The sequence below is a fragment of the Frigoribacterium endophyticum genome, from assembly GCF_011759585.1.
In the GTDB taxonomy this organism is placed as follows: domain Bacteria; phylum Actinomycetota; class Actinomycetes; order Actinomycetales; family Microbacteriaceae; genus Frigoribacterium; species Frigoribacterium endophyticum.
In genome coordinates, this window is record NZ_JAAOYV010000002.1 from 1 (window position 1) to 20,140 (window position 20,140).

The window sequence follows — 20,140 nt, forward strand, 5'->3', positions numbered from 1 at the left end:
TCTTCACCATGTAAGACCACCGCTCTTCGACCCCTGTAAGGAGCCGGTGTCGCTTTCGCAACGAGCCATGACGCTACACCATGTGGATCAGTGTTTGCAACCCACTTGGTCCGAGGCCGTGTAGGCAACTCGAGGACTTGGAGGCTGGTCAGCTTGAGGCCGGTGAAGCTTCGCTCCGCCGCACCGTTGTGGTGACAAGAAAGAACATTACAGGCACCACCCGCCCAACGTCCAAACCCCCACACATCCCGGGCGTGTCGCAACCACGAAGCCCGGAAAATCAAGGGTCCAGCACGTGAACGTTCGGCAGAGAGCCGCACATGGCCGCACGAGGGCAAGTCTGCCGACGGGTGGACCCCCGCCGAACGGCCCCCGGCCGGCATGGTCGTCCCGTCCCCGGAACGACGAGACCCGCCCACCGGCGTCTGCCGGGGGCGGGTCTGTGGACGGGCGAAGGGCTAGGCGCTGACGCGCACTCCGGCGAGGGTCTTCTTGCCCCGGCGGAGCACCGCGACCCGACCGGGCAGGAGCGACTCCCCCACGAGGACGTCGGCATCGGCGACCCGGGCGTTGTTGACATAGACCCCGCCCTCGGTCGCCGCGCGACGGGCAGCGCCCAAGGACGTGACGAGCCCGGTGTCGACGAGCGCCTGCGCGACCGTCGCGTCGGCCGCGACCTCCGCGGTCGGCAGCTCGGCGATCGCGCTGGCGAGGGTCGACTCGTCGAGGGCGTCGAGGTCGCCCTGCCCGAAGAGCGCCGCGGCGGCGTCGATGGCGGCCTGGGTCGCGGCCTCGCCGTGGACCAGGCGCGTGACCTCCCAGGCCAGGGTGCGCTGCGCCTCCCGCCGGAACGGCTCCGTCGCGACGGCCTGCTCGAGACGCTCGATCTCGGCCCGGTCGAGGAAGGTGAACACCCGCAGGCGCGACACCACGTCGCCGTCGTCGGTGTTGAGCCAGAACTGGTACATCGCGTAGGGGCTGGTCAGCTCGGCGTCGAGCCAGACGGCGTTGCCCTCGCTCTTGCCGAACTTGGTGCCGTCGGTGTTGGTGATCAGGGGCGTCCCGATGGCGTGCACCGCGACTCCCTCGGAGCGACGGATCAGCTCCGTGCCGCTCGTGAGGTTGCCCCACTGGTCGCTGCCCCCGGTCTGCAGCACGCAGTCGTACGCGCGGTACAGCTCACGGAAGTCGAGGCCCTGCAGGATCTGGTAGCTGAACTCCGTGTAGCTGATGCCGGCGTCGGAGTTGAGGCGCGCGCTGACGGCGTCCTTCTTGAGCATCGTCCCGACGCGGAAGTTCTTGCCGATGTCGCGGAGGAACTCGATCGCCGAGAGCGGCGCCGTCCAGTCGAGGTTGTTGACGACCCGCAGGCCGTTCACCCCCTCCGGCGACAGGAACTTCTCGACGTGCACCCGGATGCGCTCGACCCACGCGGCCGTCTGCTCGGGCGTCTTCAACGTGCGCTCGGCCGTGGGGCGCGGGTCGCCGATCAGGCCCGTCGAGCCGCCGACGAGGCCGAGGGGCCGGTGGCCGGCCAGCTGGAGGCGACGCATGAGCAGCAGCTGCACGAGGTTGCCGAGGTGCAGGCTCGGCGCGGTCGGGTCGAAGCCGCAGTAGTACGTGATCGGGGGCCCGGCGAGGAGGGCCTTGAGGGCCTCGGCGTCGGTCGAGACGTGGACGAGGCCGCGCCACTGCAGCTCCTCCCACACGTCGTCGAACGTCGGGTCGTTGCTCTGCCCGGCCAGGACGTCCGCGGTGGTTCCAGTGCTCACCCGAGAACGGTACCAGCGTCAGCGAGCAGGGCGGGCGCGCCGGACCGCGGGCCGCCAGGCCGACACCGTCGGGTCGCCCTCGAGGCTGAACCGCCACGGCCAGGCGTCCGTGCCCGCCGGGCCGGAGACTCCCACCCGGGGCCCGGCGACCACCGGTCCGACGGGCCCGGTCGGCAGCTCGAGCGAGAACCGGCCGGAGCCCAGACGCGACCCGTCGTCCGTCAGCTCGATCCCGAGGGTCGACCCGAGCCTCCCCGGCCCCCGGGCGAGCTCGACGTCCCGTCGCGCCGTCGGGCGTCGGCCCCGGGCGACCTCGAGGCCCTCGACGACCTCCCCGGCACGGAGCAGCAGCCCGGACCCGTAGCCCTCGGGACCGCACACGATGTTGACGCACCGGTGGATCCCGTACGACAGGTACACATAGAGCGTGCCCGCCTCGGCGAACATGCTCGCGTTCCGCTCCGTCGGCCCGCGGTGGGCGTGCGACCCGGGGTCGTCGCCCTGCCCGTGGTAGGCCTCCACCTCGGTGAGGCGGACGGCCACGTCGCCGACCCGGAAGACGGAGCCGAGGAGTCGCGGGCCGACCTCGCGGGCCGGCCCGGAGAGCAGGCGGGTCACCTCGTCACCCGGCCCCGCGCCTCCCCCGGGGCCCTGCTGCCCGCTCAGAAGAAGCTCTGCCCGCTCGCCACGACGATGACGACGACGGCCACGAGGACGACGACGCAGACGGCCACGACCGTGGGGAGCACCCACGGCCGCGGCCCGGTCGGACGACCTCGGGTCACGCCGACACCGGGTCGAGCTCGCGCACCAGGCGCGCGACCTGCTCGGTGAGGGCCGCCGTCTGCTCCGCGACCCGCTCGGGAGCCGTGCCCCCTGCGCCGCGGCGGCTCGCGACGGAGCCCTCCACGGTGAGGACGGCGCGGATCTCCGGGGTGAGGTGCGGAGAGACCGCGGCGTACTGCTCGTCGGTCGGCTGGTCGAGGTCGAGCCCCGACTGCTCGCAGAACCGGACCAGCTCACCGCTGATCTCGTGGGCGTCGCGGAAGCTGACGCCCTGCCGCACGAGCCACTCCGCGACGTCCGTCGCGAGGGAGAAGCCCTGCGGGGCGAGCTCGGCCATGCGCTCGACGTCGAACTCCAGCGTCGCGATCATGCCCGTGAAGGCGGGCAGCAGGACCTCGAGCTGGGCGACGGAGTCGAAGACCGGCTCCTTGTCCTCCTGCAGGTCGCGGTTGTACGCGAGCGGCAGGCCCTTCAGCGTCGCCAGCAGGCCCGTGAGGTTGCCGATCAGCCGACCCGACTTGCCGCGCGCCAGCTCGGCGACGTCGGGGTTCTTCTTCTGCGGCATGATCGACGACCCGGTGGAGAAGGCGTCGTGCAGCTTCACGAAGGCGAACTCGCGCGTCGACCAGAGGATGACCTCCTCGGCGAGCCGGGAGACGTCGATGCCGATCGAGGCCGCGACGAAGGCGAACTCGGCGACCACGTCGCGGCTGGCCGTCGCGTCGATCGAGTTCTCCGTCGTGCGGTCGAAGCCGAGCTCGGTCGCCACGAGCAGCGGGTCGAGGCCGAGCGAGCTGCCCGCGAGGGCCCCCGCGCCGTAGGGCGAGGCCGCAGCACGTCGCGACCAGTCGCGGAGGCGCTCGAGGTCGCGCACCAGCGGCCACGCGTGCGCCAGCAGGTGGTGGGCGAGGAGCACGGGCTGGGCGTGCTGGAGGTGGGTCCGACCGGGCATGACCGCCGTCGGGTGCGCCGCCGCCTGGGCGGCGATCGCGTCGACGAGCCCGACCACGAGACGGGCCACGGACGCGCCGTGGTCACGGAGGTACAGGCGCACCAGCGTGGCGATCTGGTCGTTCCGGCTGCGGCCGGCGCGCAGCTTGCCGCCGAGCTCGACGCCGGCGATGCCGATGAGGCCGCGCTCCAGGGCCGAGTGGACGTCCTCGTCGGTCTCCTGCGCCGCGAAGGCACCGGTCGCGACGTCGTCCTCGAGGCGGTCGAGGGCCTCGATCATGCTCGTCAGCTCCGCCTCGTCGAGGTACCCGGCCGCCGCCAGGGCCCGGGCGTGCGCCCGGGACCCGGCGATGTCGTACGGTGCCAGCTGCCAGTCGAAGTGCGTCGACCGGCTCAGCGCCGTCAGCTCGGGGGACGGACCGGAGGCGAACCGGCCTCCCCACAGTGCCCCCGCCTCCCCCGCCCTCTGGTTCGGGGCTGGCGTCGCGTCGGCCACTACTGCTGGGCCAGGTCGCGGCGCGCCGAGATCTTGCTCGGCAGCGACCAGATCTCGATGAAGCCCTTCGACAGCGACTGGTCGAACGTGTCGCCGGTGTCGTAGGTGGCGAGGTCGAAGTCGTACAGGCTCTGCTCGCTCTTCTGCCCGGTGACGACCGCGCGGCCGCCCTGCAGCTTGAGGCGGATTTCGCCGGAGACGTACTTCTGCGTGTCGTCGATGAAGACGTCGAGCGACCGCTTGAGGCCCGAGAACCAGAGGCCGTCGTAGACCAGGTTCGACCACTCGGCCTCGACGCCGCGCTTGTAGCGGCCCAGGTCGCGCTCGATCGTGAGGGCCTCGAGGGCCTCGTGCGCCTGGATCAGGGCGACGGCGCCGGGCGCCTCGTAGACCTCACGGCTCTTGATGCCGACGAGGCGGTCCTCGACGACGTCGATGCGGCCCACGCCGTGCGCCCCGGCCAGCTCGTTCATCTTCTGCACGATGCCGAGCGGGGTGTACGAGACGCCGTCGATCGCGACCGGCACGCCGGCCTGGAAGGTGATGACGACCTCGTCGGCGGGCTTGATGACCGAGGGGTCCTGCGTGTACTCGTACAGATCTTCGATCGGCGGGTTCCAGGGGTCCTCGAGGAAGCCCGTCTCGACCGCTCGGCCCCAGACGTTCTTGTCGATCGAGTAGGGGTTGGCTGCGCTCTGGCGGATCGGCAGGCTGTGCTGCTCGGCGTAGACGATGGCCTTGTCACGCGTGAGGGCGAGGTCGCGGACGGGCGCGATGCTGGTCAGGTCGGGGGCGAGAGCCGCGACGGCGGCTTCGAAGCGGACCTGGTCGTTGCCCTTGCCGGTGCAGCCGTGCGCGACGCTGTCGGCGCCGAGCTCCTTGGCGACGCGGGCCAGGTGGCGCGCGATCAGGGGGCGGCTGAGGGCCGACACCAGGGGGTAGGTCTTCTGGTACATCGCGTTGGCCTTGAGGGCCGGCATCAGGTAGTCGGTGCCGAACTCCTCCTTGGCGTCGACGACGACCGACTCGACGGCGCCGCAGTCGAGGGCACGCTGACGGATGTCGTCCATGTCCTCCCCGCCCTGCCCGACGTCGACGGCGAGGGCGACGACCTCCTTGCCGGTCGCGTCGGCGAGCCAGCCGATGCCGACGGAGGTGTCAAGGCCTCCCGAGTATGCGAGGACGACGCGATCCGCCATGGTTCTCCTTGGGTGTGATGTGGGGTGAGAGTGTATCGGCGGCCGACCGGGCGGGGGCCCGGTCGACCGGTGGGTCAGGTGACCCGGTGGTGCGGGAGGTGCTCCGGCGTCAGTGCGCGAGGAGCCAGGTGAGCAGGGCCTTCTGGGCGTGGACGCGGTTCTCCGCCTCGTCCCAGATGACGCTGGTGGGGCCGTCGATGACGTCGGCGTCGACCTCGTAGCCGCGGTCGGCGGGCAGGCAGTGCAGGAAGATCGCGTCGTCGGCCGCGTGCGCCATCAGCGCCTGGTCGACCTTGAAGCCGCCGAAGACGGCCACGCGCTCTTCCTTCTCGTCTTCCTTGCCCATCGAGACCCACGTGTCGGTGACCACCACGTCGGCCCCCGCCACGGCCTCGCGGGCGTCGGTCGTGACCTGCACCGCGCCTCCCGTGGTGGCGGCGATCGCCTCGGCGTCGGCCACGACGGCGGCCTCGGGCTGGAAGCCCTCGGGCGCGCCGACGCGCACGGTCATGCCCGCGGTGGCGCCGGCCAGCAGGTACGACTGGCCCATGTTGCTCCGCCCGTCGCCGACGAAGGCGACGGTGAGGCCGGCCAGACGGCCCTTGGCCTCACGGATGGTCTGCAGGTCGGCGAGGAGCTGGCACGGGTGGAAGTCGTCGCTCAGGGCGTTGACGACCGGGACCGTCGTGCCCGCCGCCATCTCCTCGAGGCCGGCCTGGCCGTAGGTGCGCCAGACGATGGCCGACACCATCCGCTCGAGCACGCGCGCGGTGTCGGAGGGGGTCTCCTTGCCGCCGAGCTGGCTGTTCGCCGTGGCGATGATCAGGGGGCTGCCGCCGAGGTCGGCGATGCCGACCGCGAACGAGACCCGCGTGCGCGTCGACGACTTGTCGAAGATGACCGCCACGGTCTGCGGCCCCTCGAGGGGCCGCTGCGACCAGCGGTCGCGCTTCAGGGCGTCGGCGAGGTCGAGGACCTCGAGCTGCTCGGCGGGGCTGAGGTCGTCGTCGCGGAGGAAGTGGCGGGTCATGAGAGACCTTTCAGGACGGTGCCGAAGATGGTGGTGAACTCGTCGATCTCGGCGTCGCCGACGATCAGCGGCGGGGCGAGACGGATGCTCGAGTCGTTCGGGGCGTTCACGATGAGCCCGGCCTCGAGGCACCGCGCCGCGATCTCGGCGGCGACGGGCTGGGTGAGGCCCAGGCCGATGAGCAGCCCGCGGCCGCGGATCTCGTCGACCAGCGGGGAGTCCATCGCCTCGATCGCCGCGCGCAGCTGGTCGCCGCGCACGAGGGCGTTGAGCACGAGCCCCGACCTCTCGATCTCGGCGAGGACGGCGTCGGCCGCGGCGGTCGCCAGCGGGTTGCCGCCGAACGTGCTGCCGTGCTGGCCCGCCTCGAACAGGTCGGACGCGTCGCCGAACGTGACGAGCGCGCCGATGGGCACTCCCCCGGCGATCCCCTTGGCGACCGTGACGGCGTCGGGCACGACGTCGAACTGCTGGAAGGTGAACCACGACCCCGTCCGGCCGACGCCCGTCTGGATCTCGTCGAGGATGAGCAGGGCGCCGTGCTCGGTCGCCAGCTCGCGGGCGAGCTCGAGGTAGCCGTGGGGCAGGTCGAGCACGCCGGCCTCGCCCTTGATCGGCTCGACGAAGATCGCGGCCACGTCGTCGCCCATGGCGTCCTCCAGGGCCTCGATCGACGTGTCGATGTGCTCGACGCCGGGGGCCATGGGCAGGAAGGGCTCGCGCAGCGCGGGCTTGCCGGTGAGCGCCAGGGAGCCCATGGTGCGGCCGTGGAACGAGTTGGTGAGCGCGAGGATGCGGGTGCGGCGGCCCCCGTCGCCGTTCAGCCGAGCCAGCTTGAAGGCCGCCTCGTTCGCCTCGGCGCCGCTGTTGCCGAAGTACACGCGACCACGCTCTCCGGCGCCCGTGATCCGCTTGAGGCGCTCGGCGAGGGCGAGCTGGGGCTCGGTGGCGAAGTAGTTCGACACGTGCACGAGCTTGGCCGCCTGGTCGGCGATCGCCGAGACCAGCGCGGGGTGCGCGTGGCCCAGGGCGTTGACGGCGATGCCGGCGAGGAAGTCGAGGTAGCGCTTGCCCTCGACGTCCCAGACCTGGCAGCCCTCGCCGCGTTCGAGCATCACCTTCGGGGTGGACAGGGAGCCCATGAGCGCGTCGCCGAAGCGGCGCTGCCAGGTACCGCCCGGGGTCTGGATGATGGTCATGACTGTCCTTCCTTCTCGGTGCCGGCGTCGACGGACGCGACGGCGTCCTGGTCGACGACGGGGTAGCTGGTGACGACGGTCGCGCCGTGGTCGGCGGCCCGGTCGTCGGGGACGACCTCGGTGCCCGACCCGCGCTGGGTGAAGACCTCGAGGAGGATCGAGTGGGGGATGCGGCCGTCGATGATGGTCGCTCCCCCGACGCCGCCCACGACGGAGTCGAGGCAGGCCGTCATCTTGGGGATCATGCCCGACTCGAGCGTCGGCAGCATGTCGCGGAGCGCCGAGACGGTGATCGCCTCGACCAGGGACTCCCGGTCGGGCCAGTCGCTGTAGAGGCCGGCGACGTCGGTGAGCACGACGAGCTTCGTCGCGCGGAGGGCGATGGCCAGGGCCCCCGCGGCCGCGTCGGCGTTCACGTTGAGGGCGAGCGCGGGGTCGGCCTCGTTCGTGGCGATCGACGACACCACCGGGATGCGACCGGCGGCGATCTCGGCGAGGACCGACGACGGGTCGACGTCGGTGACGTCGCCCACGTGGCCCAGGTCGAAGGTCTCACCGTCGACGACGACCCCCCGGCGTCGGCCCTCGAAGAGCGTGGACCCCTCGCCGGAGACCCCGCGCGCGAGGTCGCCGTGCTCGTTGATCAGGTCGACGATCTCTCGGTTGACCTCGCCGGCGAGCACGTCGCGGACGACCGAGATCGCCTCGGTGCTCGTGTAGCGGTAGCCCCCGCGGAAGTCGCTCGGGATGCCGGCGGCCTGCAGGGCCGCGGAGATCTGCGGGCCGCCGCCGTGCACCACGACGGGGTGGAGGCCGGCGTAGCGGAGGTACACCATGTCTTCCGCGAAGGCGCGCTTGAGCGCGTCGTCGACCATGGCGTTGCCGCCGAACTTGACGACGACGACCTTGCCGCTGAAGCGCTTGAGCCACGGGAGCGACTCGATCAGCGTGGCCGCCTTGACGGCGGCGAGCTCCTGTTCGTCGCCGAGGACGATCGCGGTGGAGGCCATCAGCTGGAGTACGCGCTGTTCTCGTGCACGTAGTCGTGCGTGAGGTCGTTCGTCAGGATCGTCGCCTCGGCGTCGCCGACCTGCAGGTCGACGAGCACGTGGACCGCGCGCGGGGTCAGGTCGACGCCGTCGCTCGGCTGGTCGGGGGCGCCGGCGTGGCAGACGCGCACGCCGTTCATGCTGACGTCGACGGCGTAGGGGTCGAACTCGGCGCTCGTGGTGCCGATGGCGGCGAGCACACGGCCCCAGTTGGGGTCGTTGCCGAAGACGGCGGCCTTGAACAGGGCGTTGCGGGCGATCGACCGACCGACCTCGACCGCGTCGTCGTCGTCGAGCGCGCCGATCACCTCGATGCGGATGTCGTGCGAGGCGCCCTCGGCGTCGGCCTGGAGCTGCTCGGCGAGGTCGGCGCAGAGAGCCGTCACGGCGGCGGTGAACTCGTCGTCGCCGGGAGTCGCTCCCGACTCGCCGCTGGCGAGGAGGACGACCGTGTCGTTGGTCGACATGCAGCCGTCGGAGTCGAGCCGGTCGAAGGTCACGCGGGTGGCGGCGCGGAGGGCTGCGTCGAGCCGGTCGGCCTCCAGGTCGGCGTCCGTCGTCAGCACGACGAGCATCGTCGCCAGGCCCGGCGCGAGCATGCCCGCTCCCTTGGCCATGCCGCCGACGACCCAGCCGTCGCCCCGGACGACGGCCTGCTTGGGCACCGTGTCGGTCGTCATGATGGCGGTCGCCGCGTCGAGGCCGCCGTCGGCGTGCAGGGCGGCCGCCGCGTCACGGGAGCCGGACAGGACCTTGTCACGGAAGACCTGGTCTCCGACGCCGATCAGGCCCGTGGAGCAGACGACGACGTCGGTCGCGGAGACCTCGAGGGCCTCGGCCACGGCCTCGGCGGTGGCGTGGGTCGTCTGGAAGCCGAACGACCCGGTGAAGCAGTTCGCGCCTCCCGAGTTCAGGACGACCGCCTCCGCCAGGCCGTCGGCCATGACCTGCTGCGACCAGAGGACGGGGTTCGCCTTGGCGCGGTTGCTCGTGAACACGGCGGCCGCCGACTTGCGGCGGCCCCTGTTGACGACCAGCGCGACGTCGGGCGCCCCGGTGCTCTTGAGGTGCGCGACGACGCCGGACGCGACGAATCCCTGGGCTGCGGTGACGCTCACGGTGCCACTCCGTTCACGGTGAGGCCGGTCGTCTCGGGGAGCCCGAGCGCGATGTTGGCGGACTGGACGGCAGCTCCGGCGGTGCCCTTGGCGAGGTTGTCGATGGCGCTGACCACCACGAGGCGGTCGGCGTCGACGTCGACGGCTAGCCCGATCAAGGCGGTGTTGGCGCCGACGGTGTCGGCGGTGCGCGGGAACTGCCCGGCCGGCAGCACGTGCACGAACGGCTCAGCTGCGTAGGCCTGCTCGTAGGCCGTGCGCACGTCGTGCTCGGAGACGCCGGGCGACAGCGTGGCCGTCGACGTCGCGAGGATGCCGCGCGACATCGGCACGAGCACCGGCGTGAACGAGATGCTGACGCGCTCGGCGCCCGCCACCACGAGGTTCTGCTGGATCTCGGGGACGTGGCGGTGCGTGCCGCCGACCCCGTACGCCGAGGCCGAGCCCATCAGCTCGCTGGCCAGCAGGTGGGGCGCCAGGGCCTTGCCGGCCCCCGACGGGCCGACGGCGAGCACCGACACCAGGTCGGTCGCCTCGACGAGGCCGGCCCGGACCGCGGGCGCCAGGGCCAGGGTCACGGCGGTGACGTTGCAGCCCGGCGCGGCGATGCGGCGGGCACCGACGAGACGGTCGCGCTGACGACCGCCGGTCTCGGCGAGGAGCAACTCGGGCAGCCCGTAGGCCCAGGCGCCGTAGAACTCGGAGCCGTAGAAGCGCTCCCACGCCGCCTCGTCGGTCAGGCGGTGGTCGGCACCGCAGTCGACGACGAGGACGTCGTCGGGCAGCTGGGCGGTGAGCGCGCCGGACTTGCCGTGCGGGAGGGCCGTGAAGACGACGTCGTGGCCCGCGAGGGCCTCGGGGGTCGTCTCGACGAGCGTCAGGTGCGCGAGGGAGCGCAGCTGCGGCTGGAGGGCGATGAGGGGCTGCCCGGCGTTCTGGTTCGCGGTGACGGTGGTCACCTCGAACTCGGGGTGGGCGGCGAGGAGCCTCAGCAGCTCGCCCCCGGCGTAGCCGCTCGCTCCGGCGACGGCAACGGTGTGTGGCATGGATGAACCCTACTGTTCGAGTCGGTCGAGGATCGAGGGCGGCGACGCCGGGCGAGTGTCAGTCGCGGAGCGCCGCCCCCGATCGCTCGGACGCGAGCCGGACGGCGCCCTGCTTGGCCTCGGTGGCCTCGGCCGCCGTCAGGGTGCGGTCGTCGGCGCGGAAGCGCAGGGCGAAGGTCAGCGACTTGGTGCCGTCGGGGAGCCCGGCGCCGCGGTAGTCGTCGACGAGGCGCACCGACTCCAGGAGCGAGCCCGCCCCCTCGCGGACGGCCGCGAGCAGGTCGCCGGCGGAGACGTCGAGGTCGACGACGAGCGAGACGTCCTGCGTGGCAGCCGGGTAGGCCGAGATCGGGCGCGGCGCGACGTCGACGCCCAGGGCGAGCACACGGTCGAGGTCGACCTCGCCGACCGCGACGACGCGCGGGAGGTCGAGCTCGGCGGCGACCGTGGGCAGGAGCTCGCCCGCCACGCCGACCCGCTCGTCGCCGACGAGGAGCTCGGCGGTGCGGCCGGGGTGGAGCGACGGGTGGCTGCCCTGCCGCACGGTCAGCTCGACGCCCGCGGCGCGGACGGCGACCCGGAGCGCGTCGAGGACGTCGGCCAGGGAGGCCGCGACGGCGGCCTGGCCGGGCTGACGGTCCACGGCCGCGCCGAGCGCGAGGACGCCGAGGTGCCGCGGCTGGGGAGGCAGGCTCGCGGCCAGCTCGGCCAGCACGTCGTCGGTCGGACGCGCCGCACCGGCCGGCACCTCGGCCGTGCCGTAGCGGACCCCGGCCTCGGGCAGGAAGACGGTGCCGGTCTCGAAGAGCGCGAGGTCGACGAGGCCGCGAGACGCGTTGCGGCGCGCCACGTCGAGCAGGCCCGGCAGCAGCGAGCGCCGCAGCTGGGGCGCCGCGGTGTCGAGGGGGTTCGCCAACGTCACGGCGGGCACGGCCTGCCCGTCGGCGGACCCGAACGCGGAGTTCTGCGCCGGGGTGACGAACGGGTAGGCGGCGACCTCCACGAGCCCGGCCGCGGCCAGGGAGGAGGAGACCTGCCGGCGCAGCCGCTGCTCACGGGTGAGCCCGCGGCCGGGAGGCGCGACGGGCAGCACCGACGGGATGCGGTCGTAGCCGGTGATGCGCGCGACCTCCTCGACGAGCGACGCCGGGTCGACGAGGTCAGGACGCCACGTGGGCGGGGTCACGACGAGCACGTCGCCCTGGTCGACGACCGAGGCGCCGACGGCCGTCAGGGAGTCGACCACCTCGGCGCGGTCGTACGCGACGCCCATCAGGCGGGCGGGTCGGTCGACCGCGAGCTCGACCGCGGCGGGCGCGACCGACTCGTCGAGCACGGAGCCCAGCTCGTCGGCCGTGCCGCCGGCGAGCTCGACGAGGAGGTCGACGACGCGCTGGGCCGCCGGGGCGGAGACCGCCGGGTCGACGCCGCGCTCGAACCGACGGGACGCCTCGCTGGGCAGCTTGTGCCGGCGGGCCGTGCGGGCGATCGACACCGGGTCGAAGGTGGCGGCCTCGACGAGGACGTCGGTCGTCGACCCGCCCATCTCGGTGCGCGCCCCGCCCATGACGCCGGCGAGGCCGACGGGCCCCGTCTCGTCGGCGATCACCAGGTCTTCGCGGTGCAGCGTGCGCACCTGGCCGTCGAGGGTCTCGAGCGTCTCGCCCGGGGCGGCGCGGCGGACGGTCAGGCCGCCCGTGACCGCGGAGAGGTCGTAGCCGTGGATCGGCTGGCCGAGCTCGAGCATGACGTAGTTCGTGACGTCGACCAGCAGCGAGATCGACCGGACGCCGGCCAGCCGCAGCCGGGACGACATCCAGGTCGGCGTCGGACGCCCGGCGTCGACGCCGCGCACCACGCGGGTGACGAACGTGGCGACCGCGGCGCGGTCGCGAACGGGTGCCTCGTCGACGACGGAGACGCTGAAGCCGCTCGCCTCGACGGGCGACACGGTCGTCGCGGGGTCGGTGAAGGTGGCGCCGGTGGCGTGCGAGTACTCGCGGGCCACGCCCCGGATGCTGAACGCGTAGCCGCGGTCGGGCGTCACGTTGATCTCGACGGCCGCGTCGTCGAGCCCGAGGAGGGGGATCGCGTCGGTGCCGACGACCGGGTCGAGCCCCAGCGAGCTGAGCAGCAGGATGCCGTCGTGCTCGTCGCCGAGCCCGAGCTCGCGGCTCGAGGCGATCATGCCGTCGGACACGTGGCCGTAGGTCTTGCGGGCGGCGATCGGGAAGGGCCCGGGCAGGACGGCCCCGGGCAGCGACACGACGACCTTGTCGCCGACGACGAAGTTGTGGGCGCCACAGACGATGCCGCGCACGTCGTCGTCGCGCGTCGCGTGGTCGGGGCCGACCGCGACACGGCACCAGTTGATGGTCTTGCCGTTCTTCTGGGGCTCGGGCGTGACCTCGAGCACCTGGCCGACGACGAGGGGGCCGGTGACGTCGCCGACGTGGACGGCCTCCTCCTCGAAGCCGACGGAGACGAGCGCCGCGTGGACGCTCTCGAGCGTGACGTCGCTCGGCAGCTCGACGTGCTCACCGAGCCAGCTCAGCGGAACCCGCATCAGACCACCATCCCGAACTGCTCGCTGAACCTGACGTCGCCCTCGACCATGTCGCGCATGTCGTTGAGGTCGTTGCGGAACTGGAGGGTGCGCTCGATGCCCATGCCGAACGCGAAGCCCTGGTAGTCGTCCGGGTCGATGCCCGCGGCCCGCAGCACGTTCGGGTTGACCATGCCGCAGCCGCCCCACTCGACCCACCGCGCGCCGCCCTTGGCGTGCGGCTGCCAGACGTCCATCTCGGCGCTGGGCTCGGTGAAGGGGAAGTAGTTGGGGCGCAGGCGGATCTGCGCCTCCGCGCCGAACATCGAGCGTGCGAGGTGCTCGAGGGTGCCCCGCAGGTGCGCCATCGTGAGCCCGCGGTCGATCGCGATGCCCTCGATCTGCGTGAAGACGGGCGTGTGGGTCGCGTCGAGCTCGTCGGTGCGGAAGACCCGCCCGGTCGCGACGTTGTAGACCGGCAGCTGCTTCGAGAGCAGCGTGCGGATCTGCACCGGCGAGGTGTGCGTGCGCAGCACGAGGTGCTCGTCGACCGGGTCGACGAAGAAGGTGTCTTGCATGGCCCGCGCGGGGTGGTCGGCGTCGAAGGCCAGGGCGTCGAAGTTGAACCACTCGTGCTCGAGCTCGGGGCCCTCGCTGACCTCCCAGCCCATGCCGACGAAGAGGTCGACCATCTGCTCCTGCAGCAGGGCGAGCGGGTGACGGGCGCCGGCCCGACGGCGGGTCGGCAGGGCCGTGACGTCGACGGACTCGTCGGCGAGGCGCCGGGCCTCCTCCTCCTCGGCGAGGCCGGCCTCGCGGGCGGCGACGGCCTGGGCCACGCGGCCGCGCGCTCCGCCGACGAGCTTGCCGGCGGCCGCCCTCTGGTCGGCGGGCAGGTCACGCAGACCGGCGTTCATGCGCGCCAGCACGGAGGCCTCGCCCACGTGCTGGGAGCGAGCGGTCTTCAGCTCGGCGACCGACGCGGCGGTGGCGACGGCGGCGAGCGCCGCGTCGACCGCGGACGCGACGGCGTCTTCGGAGATGGGGACGGTGTCTGACACGAGAACCAAGCTTAGCGATCGTCGGGGAGCCGGACCGCGCCTCCTCGTGCCGTGGGGGCGAGGAGGCGCGGGTCGACGGCCTGGGGAGGGGCGGGCGACCAGGTCAGACGGAGGCGCCGGTGGTGGCGTCCGTCTCGACGCGCCCGGGTCGGGCGAGGATCCCCGGCCCCCCGAGCCCGCCGCCCCTGCCGGCCCGACCGGCGCGGCGGAGCACGCCGTCGCGGCCCGTGCGGCGGTCGACGATGCGGACGACCCACGAGAACAGGAGGTTCGTGGCCAGGTACACCACGAGCACCACCGCGAAGAGCGTGAACGTGTAGGTGCTGCCGTAGTAGGTGCCGAGACGGGTGAGGCCCCCACGGGTCAGCTCGACGTACCCGACGATGTACCCGAGGGAGGTGTCCTTCAGGAGGACGACCAGCTGGGCCAGGATGATCGGCAGCATCTGGCGGAACGCCTGCGGGAACTCGATCAGGAACCTCGTGGCGGTGGGCGTCAGGCCCAGGGCGAGGCCCGCCTCCTTCTGGCCCTTGGGCAGCGACGCGATGCCGGCGCGGAGGGCCTCGCCGATGAGGGCGCCGTTGTAGACGGCCAGCGCCGCCACCACGGCCCAGAAGGCGCCGGTCGAGAAGACCAGCAGGATGAACAGCATCATCAGCAGCACGGGCATGCCGCGGAAGAACTCGAGCACGACCGTCGTCGGGACCCGGACGAAGCGGGAGCGCGCCGTGCGGAGGAACGAGAAGACGACGCCGACGACCACCGCGAGCACCGAGGCGACCGCCGCGGCCTGGATCGTCGCGAGCCAGCCCCGGAAGATGGCCCGCCACAGCGCGAGGTCGGAGAGGATGTCCCACCGCGACGGGTCGAGCACCCCCGGCGTCACGGCGCCGTTGGCGCTGACGCGGGGGCGGCCCAGGAGGTACACGAGCCACGCGACGAGAGCGAGGACGAGCACCACGCCGACGACGGAGATGATGCGCGAGGTGCGGCGGGCCTTCGGGCCGGGCGCGTCGTAGAGGACGGTGGTGCTCATCGGAGGACTGCGACCTTCTGCTCGACGACGGCGGCGACGCGGCCGAGCGTGACGGTGATGACGAGGTAGAACACGGCGACGGCCAGCAGGACGGTGACGACGGCGTCACCGCGGTCGTTGGCGATGTAGCGGCCGGCGGCGAAGAGCTCGCTGACGAAGAAGGCCCCGGCGACGGAGGTGTTCTTGGTGAGGGCGATGAAGACGTTGATCAGCGGCGGCAGCACCATGCGGACCGCCTGCGGCAGGATGACGTGGCCGAGCGTCTGGCCGAACCCCAGGCCGATGCTGCGGGCCGCCTCCGCCTGGCCGACCGGGACGCCGTTGACGCCGGAGCGGATCGCCTCGGCCACGAACGGCGAGGTGTAGGCCGTGAGGCCGATGACGGCGAGCGGGAAGTACGTGCCGAAGTCGACGCCGAGGTACGGCAGCACGAACGCGCAGAAGAAGAGCACCAGCGTGAGAGGCGTGTTCCGCAGCGCCTCGGTGTACGCCGTCGCGAAGACGCGGAACGACGAGACCGGGGAGATGCGCATGGCGGCGACGACGAAGCCGATCACCAGCGCCCCCACCCCGGAGAGCACGAGCAGCTGCAGCGTCGTGACGAAGCCGCCCCAGAAGCGGGGCCAGTTGTCGGTCACGGCGTCGAAGCCGGGGATGACGTCCAAGGGGTTCACGGGGGTGTCTCCAGGTCAGGGGCGACCGCGCGGGTCGAGCGGTCGTGCAGGGGCGCCGGGGAGGCGCGCGCGGGCACCGCGGGCGACGAGCGTCGCGGTGCCCGCCGGGCCGTCAGTAGCGGTCGATCGACGGCGGGGTCGGCGTGGGCAGGACCTTGCCGGCCGTCTTCTCCCACAGCTCGTCCCAGGTGCCGTCGTCCTCGGCGTCCTGGAGCGTGTCGTTGACGAACTCGCGGAAGTCGGTGTCGTCGAGCGCGAGGCCGATGCCGTAGGGCTCCTCGGTGAAGGGCTCGTTGACGACCTCGAACTCGCCCTCGTTCTGGTCGGCGAGGCCGGCCAGGATGACGTTGTCGGTGGTCACGGCGGCGACCGCGCCCGAGCGCAGCGGCTCGAGGCAGTTCGAGTAGGTGTCGGTCGCGATGACGTCGGTCGCGGCCGCGACGTAGGGGGCGATGTTCTTCTCGCTGGTCGAGCCGCTCACGGTGCAGACCTTCTTGCCCATGAGGTCGTCGACCGAGCTGATGCCCTCGGGGTTGCCCTCGAGCACGAGGAGGTCCTGGCCGGCCTGGTAGTACGGCCCGGCGAACGAGACGACCTCCTTGCGGGCGTCGTTGATCGTGTACGTCGCGATGACGAGGTCGACCTGGCCGTTCTGGATGAACGGCTCGCGGTTCGCGGAGACCGTCTCGACCCAGTTGATCTTCTCGGGCTGGATGCCGAGCTTCGCGGCGATGAGCTTGCCCATCTCCGCGTCGAAGCCCTGGGGCACGCCGTCGGGGTCGGCGAGGCCGAAGAGGGGCTGGTCGAACTTCGTGCCGATGGTGATCTCGCCGGCGTCGGCCAGCTTCGCCATCGTGCTGCCCTCCGCGAAGTCGGCGGGCGTCTCGACGTCGACGGCCGGGGCCGACGAGTCGGTGCAGGCCGTCAGGCCGAGCACCATCGCGGCGGCTGCGGCAGCGGTGACGATTCCCTTGCTGAGTCGCATTCTGTTCTCCTTGCTGGGGGACCCGGTCGACGGTCGTCGCCCGGAAGTCTCGAGGGGGTGCTCCCCCGCGGTGCGGGGGGCGGGCCGGAGTCGCGGTGCCGGTCGGCCTCGTGGGCCCCGGCTCCGCGAGCGGGCCGTCAGTGCGTGAGGATCTTCGAGAGGAAGTCGCGGGCGCGCTCGGACTTCGGCGCGGTGAAGAACTCCTCCGGCGTGGCCTCCTCGACGATCTGGCCCTCGGCCATGAACACGACGCGGTCGGCGGCCTTGCGGGCGAAGCCCATCTCGTGGGTGACGACGATCATCGTCATGCCGTCGGCCGCGAGCTGCACCATGACGTCGAGCACCTCGGTGATCATCTCGGGGTCGAGGGCGCTCGTCGGCTCGTCGAGCAGCATCACCTTCGGGTCCATGGCGAGGGCACGGGCGATGGCCACGCGCTGCTGCTGGCCGCCGGAGAGCTGCGAGGGCATCTTCTCGGCCTGGTCGGCCACGCCGACACGGTCGAGGAGCTCCATCGCGCGCTTCCGTGCCTCGGCCTTCGACCGACGGCGGACCTTGACCTGGCCGAGCATGACGTTCTCGACGACGGTCTTGTGCGCGAACAGGTTGAAGCTCTGGAACACCATGCCCACGTCGGCGCGCAGCTTCGCCAGCGCGGCGCCCTCCTCGGGCAGCCGGGTGCCGTCGATGCTGATGACGCCGTCGTCGATCGTCTCGAGGCGGTTGATCGCCCGGCAGAGCGTCGACTTGCCCGAGCCGCTCGGCCCGATGACGACGACGACCTCGCCGCGGCCCACCGTCGTCGTGACGTCCTTCAGGACGTGAAGCTCTCCGAAGTGCTTGTTGACGTGGTCGACCACGACGAGGGGATCCATGGAGCCACACAAACAGACACCCGGAGGGGGGTCAAATTCACGGCGGATTCGTAACAGAACCGAAATGCGTCGTGGGACGGCTCAGCTGCGCTGGGCGAAGGCGCTCTCGTACAGGCAGACGGAGGCGGCGGTGCTGAGGTTCATGGACTCCGCCTGCCCGTAGATGGGCACGACCACGGCCCGGTCGGCGAGGGCGAGGTCGGCGTCGGTGAGGCCCCGGGCCTCGTTGCCGAAGAGCCAGGCGGTCGGGGCGCCGAGCAGGCCCTCCTGCCGGGCCTCGAGCAGGTCGTCGCCCTTGACGTCGGCGGCGAGCACCTGGACGCCGGCCTCGGCGCAGCGCGCGACGACGGACGCGAGATCGCCGCCCAGCGCCACGGGCACGTGGAAGAGCGACCCGGTCGTCGCCCGGACGACCTTGGGGTTGTAGAGGTCGACGCTGCGGCCCGTCATGACGACGGCGTCGGCGCCCGCCGAGTCGGCGGCCCGGATGATCGTGCCGGCGTTGCCCGGGTCGCGCACCTCCTCGAGGATGGCGATCAGGCGGGGCCCGCCCTCCCCCGTGTCGGCGAAGACGTCCTTGACGCTGACCGGGAACTGCTTGCACACCGCCACGACGCCCTGCGGCGTCACGGTGTCGGCCATGACGTCGAGGACGGCCTCCGTGACGAACTCGGCTTCCAGGCCCGCCGCCTCCGCGGCCTCGCCCAGGGCGGGGTGACGCTCGAGCGCGGTGGGCGTGACGAACAGCTCGACGAGCAGCTCGGGTCGCCACGCCAGGGCCTCGGAGACCGCCTGGGGGCCCTCGAGCAGGAAGAGGCCGGTGTCGGTGCGGGCGTCGCGCTTGGCGAGCTTCGCCACCGCTCGGACTCGGGGCGAACGGGGGTTGTCGAGGAGGGGGCTGCGCACGCCACCACTGTGCCACACGACCCGGCCGGTGACGGCGGCGGCGCCGTCGCGCCGCGGACGCGGGAGAGGCCCCGACAGCGGTGCTGTCGGGGCCTCTCGGGCGGTGCAGGTGACGCGGTGGATCAGGCGGCGGCCTTGGGGGCCGACGTGTCGGCGGGCAGCGCGGCCTTGGCCGTGGCGACGATCGACGCGAAGGTGGCGGGCTCGTTGACGGCCAGCTCGGCGAGGATGCGGCGGTCGACCTCGATGCCGGCCAGGGCGAGGCCCTGGATGAGGCGGTTGTAGGTCAGGCCGTTCGCGCGCGACGCAGCGTTGATGCGCTGGATCCACAGGCGACGGAACTCGCCCTTGCGAGCACGACGGTCACGGTACGAGTAGACGAGCGAGTGGGTGACCTGCTCCTTGGCCTTGCGGTACAGGCGCGAACGCTGACCGCGGTAGCCCTCGGCGCGTTCGAGGACGACGCGACGCTTCTTGGCGGCGTTGACCGCTCTCTTGACTCTTGCCATTTTCTTGTTCCTCTACGTTCGTGTCAGCGGTCAGTGACCGAGAAGCTTCTTGGCGACCTTGGCGTCGGCGGGGGCGAGCACCTGGTCCTTGTTCAGGCGAGCCTTGCGCTTGGCGCTCTTCACCTCGAGGTTGTGGCGCATGCCGGCCTGCTGCTTCATGATCTTGCCGGAACCGGTGACCTTGAAGCGCTTCTTGGCGCCGGAGTGGGTCTTCTGCTTGGGCATCTCTTACTTGCTCTCTTCTGTGGGCGCGGCCGGTGCGTCGGCCGGCGCCTCGTCGGACGTCGGGTGCTTCGGGCCCTTGGCGGCGACCTTGCGGGCCTCCGCCTCGGCCTTGGCCTCGGACTTGTTCTTGTGCGGACCGATCACCATCACCATGTTGCGGCCGTCGATGGTGGGCGTCGACTCGACGCTGCCGAGCTCGGCGACGTCCTCCGCGAAGCGCTGCAGGAGGCGGACGCCCTGGTCGGGACGCGACTGCTCGCGACCGCGGAACAGGATCATGGCCTTGACCTTGTCGCCGCCCTGGAGGAAGCCCTCGGCGCGCTTGCGCTTGGTCTCGTAGTCGTGCTTGTCGATCTTCAGGCGGAAACGGACCTCTTTGAGGATCGTGTTCGCCTGGTTGCGACGCGCCTCCTTCGCCTTCTGCGCGGCCTCGTACTTGAACTTCCCGTGATCCATGATCTTGGCCACGGGAGGCTTCGAGTTGGGGGCCACCTCGACGAGGTCGAGCTCGGCCTCCGCGGCGAGCCGCAGGGCCATGGCGATGGGGACGACACCGATCTGTTCTCCGGCGGGGCCGACGAGTCGGACCTCCGGGACGCGGATGCGGTCGTTCGTACGGGGATCGCTGATGCGGAACTCCTCTGTTGATGCTTCCGACACCACCGCGTCGGTGACGCG

At 72.1% G+C, this 20,140-nt stretch carries 20 protein-coding genes; all 20 read right to left on the reverse strand.

The genetic code is table 11. The features are described from left to right. Window positions 1–458: 458 nt before the first annotated feature. A complete protein-coding gene (gene tyrS / locus FHR77_RS07315) occupies window positions 459–1,772 on the reverse strand; it encodes a tyrosine--tRNA ligase (RefSeq protein WP_341777278.1) in 1,314 nt (437 codons plus the stop codon). An 18-nt stretch (window positions 1,773–1,790) separates the two neighbouring features. Continuing rightward, a complete protein-coding gene (locus FHR77_RS07320) occupies window positions 1,791–2,390 on the reverse strand; it encodes a DNA-3-methyladenine glycosylase (protein ID WP_167259522.1) in 600 nt (199 codons plus the stop codon). Window positions 2,391–2,434: 44 nt separating this feature from the next. Continuing rightward, complete coding sequence (locus FHR77_RS16370) at window positions 2,435–2,557, reverse strand: hypothetical protein (RefSeq protein WP_255465466.1); 123 nt, start codon at window positions 2,555–2,557, stop codon at window positions 2,435–2,437. Further along, the gene (gene argH / locus FHR77_RS07325; protein WP_167259523.1) at window positions 2,554–4,005 is read right to left on the reverse strand and encodes an argininosuccinate lyase; all 1,452 of its coding nucleotides are present in this window, start codon (window positions 4,003–4,005) and stop codon (window positions 2,554–2,556) included. Before argH ends, FHR77_RS16370 begins: the two co-directional genes overlap by 4 nt. Next, window positions 4,005–5,204 carry an argininosuccinate synthase gene (locus tag FHR77_RS07330; RefSeq protein WP_056056171.1) on the reverse strand — a complete coding sequence of 400 codons (1,200 nt, stop codon included), beginning with the start codon at window positions 5,202–5,204 and terminating at the stop codon, window positions 4,005–4,007. Before FHR77_RS07330 ends, argH begins: the two co-directional genes overlap by 1 nt. A 109-nt stretch (window positions 5,205–5,313) precedes the next feature. Beyond that, window positions 5,314–6,234, reverse strand: a complete 921-nt coding sequence (gene argF, locus FHR77_RS07335; protein ID WP_167259524.1) for an ornithine carbamoyltransferase — start codon at window positions 6,232–6,234, stop codon at window positions 5,314–5,316. Beyond that, window positions 6,231–7,433 carry an acetylornithine transaminase gene (locus FHR77_RS07340; protein WP_167259525.1) on the reverse strand — a complete coding sequence of 401 codons (1,203 nt, stop codon included), beginning with the start codon at window positions 7,431–7,433 and terminating at the stop codon, window positions 6,231–6,233. The genes argF and FHR77_RS07340 overlap by 4 nt, the downstream gene beginning before the upstream one ends. Beyond that, window positions 7,430–8,443, reverse strand: coding sequence for an acetylglutamate kinase (gene argB, locus FHR77_RS07345; RefSeq protein ID WP_167259526.1), 1,014 nt, complete (start codon window positions 8,441–8,443; stop codon window positions 7,430–7,432). Before argB ends, FHR77_RS07340 begins: the two co-directional genes overlap by 4 nt. Then, a complete protein-coding gene (gene argJ, locus FHR77_RS07350; RefSeq protein WP_167259527.1) occupies window positions 8,443–9,600 on the reverse strand; it encodes a bifunctional glutamate N-acetyltransferase/amino-acid acetyltransferase ArgJ in 1,158 nt (385 codons plus the stop codon). The genes argB and argJ overlap by 1 nt, the downstream gene beginning before the upstream one ends. Then, the gene (gene argC, locus FHR77_RS07355) at window positions 9,597–10,646 is read right to left on the reverse strand and encodes an N-acetyl-gamma-glutamyl-phosphate reductase (protein ID WP_167259528.1); all 1,050 of its coding nucleotides are present in this window, start codon (window positions 10,644–10,646) and stop codon (window positions 9,597–9,599) included. The genes argJ and argC overlap by 4 nt, the downstream gene beginning before the upstream one ends. Before the next feature lie 58 nt (window positions 10,647–10,704). Further along, window positions 10,705–13,212, reverse strand: coding sequence for a phenylalanine--tRNA ligase subunit beta (gene pheT, locus FHR77_RS07360; protein WP_167259529.1), 2,508 nt, complete (start codon window positions 13,210–13,212; stop codon window positions 10,705–10,707). Continuing rightward, window positions 13,212–14,252, reverse strand: a complete 1,041-nt coding sequence (gene pheS, locus FHR77_RS07365) for a phenylalanine--tRNA ligase subunit alpha (protein ID WP_056056184.1) — start codon at window positions 14,250–14,252, stop codon at window positions 13,212–13,214. Before pheS ends, pheT begins: the two co-directional genes overlap by 1 nt. 103 nt (window positions 14,253–14,355) lie before the next feature. Continuing rightward, window positions 14,356–15,288: an amino acid ABC transporter permease gene (locus FHR77_RS07370; RefSeq protein WP_167259530.1), complete on the reverse strand. Its 933-nt coding sequence runs from the start codon at window positions 15,286–15,288 to the stop codon at window positions 14,356–14,358. Next, window positions 15,285–15,953, reverse strand: coding sequence for an amino acid ABC transporter permease (locus FHR77_RS07375; protein WP_167261200.1), 669 nt, complete (start codon window positions 15,951–15,953; stop codon window positions 15,285–15,287). The genes FHR77_RS07370 and FHR77_RS07375 overlap by 4 nt, the downstream gene beginning before the upstream one ends. Before the next feature lie 121 nt (window positions 15,954–16,074). After that, on the reverse strand, window positions 16,075–16,947 hold the full coding sequence (locus FHR77_RS07380) for a glutamate ABC transporter substrate-binding protein (RefSeq protein WP_167259531.1): 873 nt from the start codon (window positions 16,945–16,947) through the stop codon (window positions 16,075–16,077). Window positions 16,948–17,084: 137 nt separating this feature from the next. Then, window positions 17,085–17,822 (reverse strand): amino acid ABC transporter ATP-binding protein, encoded by a 738-nt coding sequence (locus FHR77_RS07385; RefSeq protein WP_167259532.1) that lies wholly within the window; start codon window positions 17,820–17,822, stop codon window positions 17,085–17,087. 81 nt (window positions 17,823–17,903) lie between these two features. Continuing rightward, window positions 17,904–18,728, reverse strand: a complete 825-nt coding sequence (locus tag FHR77_RS07390; RefSeq protein WP_056056188.1) for a TrmH family RNA methyltransferase — start codon at window positions 18,726–18,728, stop codon at window positions 17,904–17,906. Between the two features lie 122 nt (window positions 18,729–18,850). Further along, a complete protein-coding gene (gene rplT / locus FHR77_RS07395) occupies window positions 18,851–19,237 on the reverse strand; it encodes a 50S ribosomal protein L20 (RefSeq protein WP_056056191.1) in 387 nt (128 codons plus the stop codon). A 30-nt stretch (window positions 19,238–19,267) separates the two neighbouring features. Beyond that, on the reverse strand, window positions 19,268–19,462 hold the full coding sequence (rpmI, locus tag FHR77_RS07400) for a 50S ribosomal protein L35 (RefSeq protein ID WP_056056193.1): 195 nt from the start codon (window positions 19,460–19,462) through the stop codon (window positions 19,268–19,270). A 3-nt stretch (window positions 19,463–19,465) separates the two neighbouring features. Then, window positions 19,466–20,122, reverse strand: a complete 657-nt coding sequence (gene infC / locus FHR77_RS07405; RefSeq protein ID WP_235491231.1) for a translation initiation factor IF-3 — start codon at window positions 20,120–20,122, stop codon at window positions 19,466–19,468. Window positions 20,123–20,140: the final 18 nt, after the last annotated feature.

Excerpts from the sequence above, each read along its gene's own strand:
- argF (WP_167259524.1), bottom strand. The coding sequence starts at position 6,234 with ATGACCCGCCACTTCCTCCGCGACGACGACCTCAGCCCCGCCGAGCAG.
- FHR77_RS07330 (WP_056056171.1), bottom strand. The coding sequence starts at position 5,204 with ATGGCGGATCGCGTCGTCCTCGCATACTCGGGAGGCCTTGACACCTCC.
- argC (WP_167259528.1), bottom strand. The coding sequence starts at position 10,646 with ATGCCACACACCGTTGCCGTCGCCGGAGCGAGCGGCTACGCCGGGGGC.
- FHR77_RS07370 (WP_167259530.1), bottom strand. The coding sequence starts at position 15,288 with ATGAGCACCACCGTCCTCTACGACGCGCCCGGCCCGAAGGCCCGCCGC.
- argB (WP_167259526.1), bottom strand. The coding sequence starts at position 8,443 with ATGGCCTCCACCGCGATCGTCCTCGGCGACGAACAGGAGCTCGCCGCC.
- FHR77_RS07380 (WP_167259531.1), bottom strand. The coding sequence starts at position 16,947 with ATGCGACTCAGCAAGGGAATCGTCACCGCTGCCGCAGCCGCCGCGATG.
- rplT (WP_056056191.1), bottom strand. The coding sequence starts at position 19,237 with ATGGCAAGAGTCAAGAGAGCGGTCAACGCCGCCAAGAAGCGTCGCGTC.
- FHR77_RS07385 (WP_167259532.1), bottom strand. The coding sequence starts at position 17,822 with ATGGATCCCCTCGTCGTGGTCGACCACGTCAACAAGCACTTCGGAGAG.
- FHR77_RS07340 (WP_167259525.1), bottom strand. The coding sequence starts at position 7,433 with ATGACCATCATCCAGACCCCGGGCGGTACCTGGCAGCGCCGCTTCGGC.
- pheT (WP_167259529.1), bottom strand. The coding sequence starts at position 13,212 with ATGCGGGTTCCGCTGAGCTGGCTCGGTGAGCACGTCGAGCTGCCGAGC.
- rpmI (WP_056056193.1), bottom strand. The coding sequence starts at position 19,462 with ATGCCCAAGCAGAAGACCCACTCCGGCGCCAAGAAGCGCTTCAAGGTC.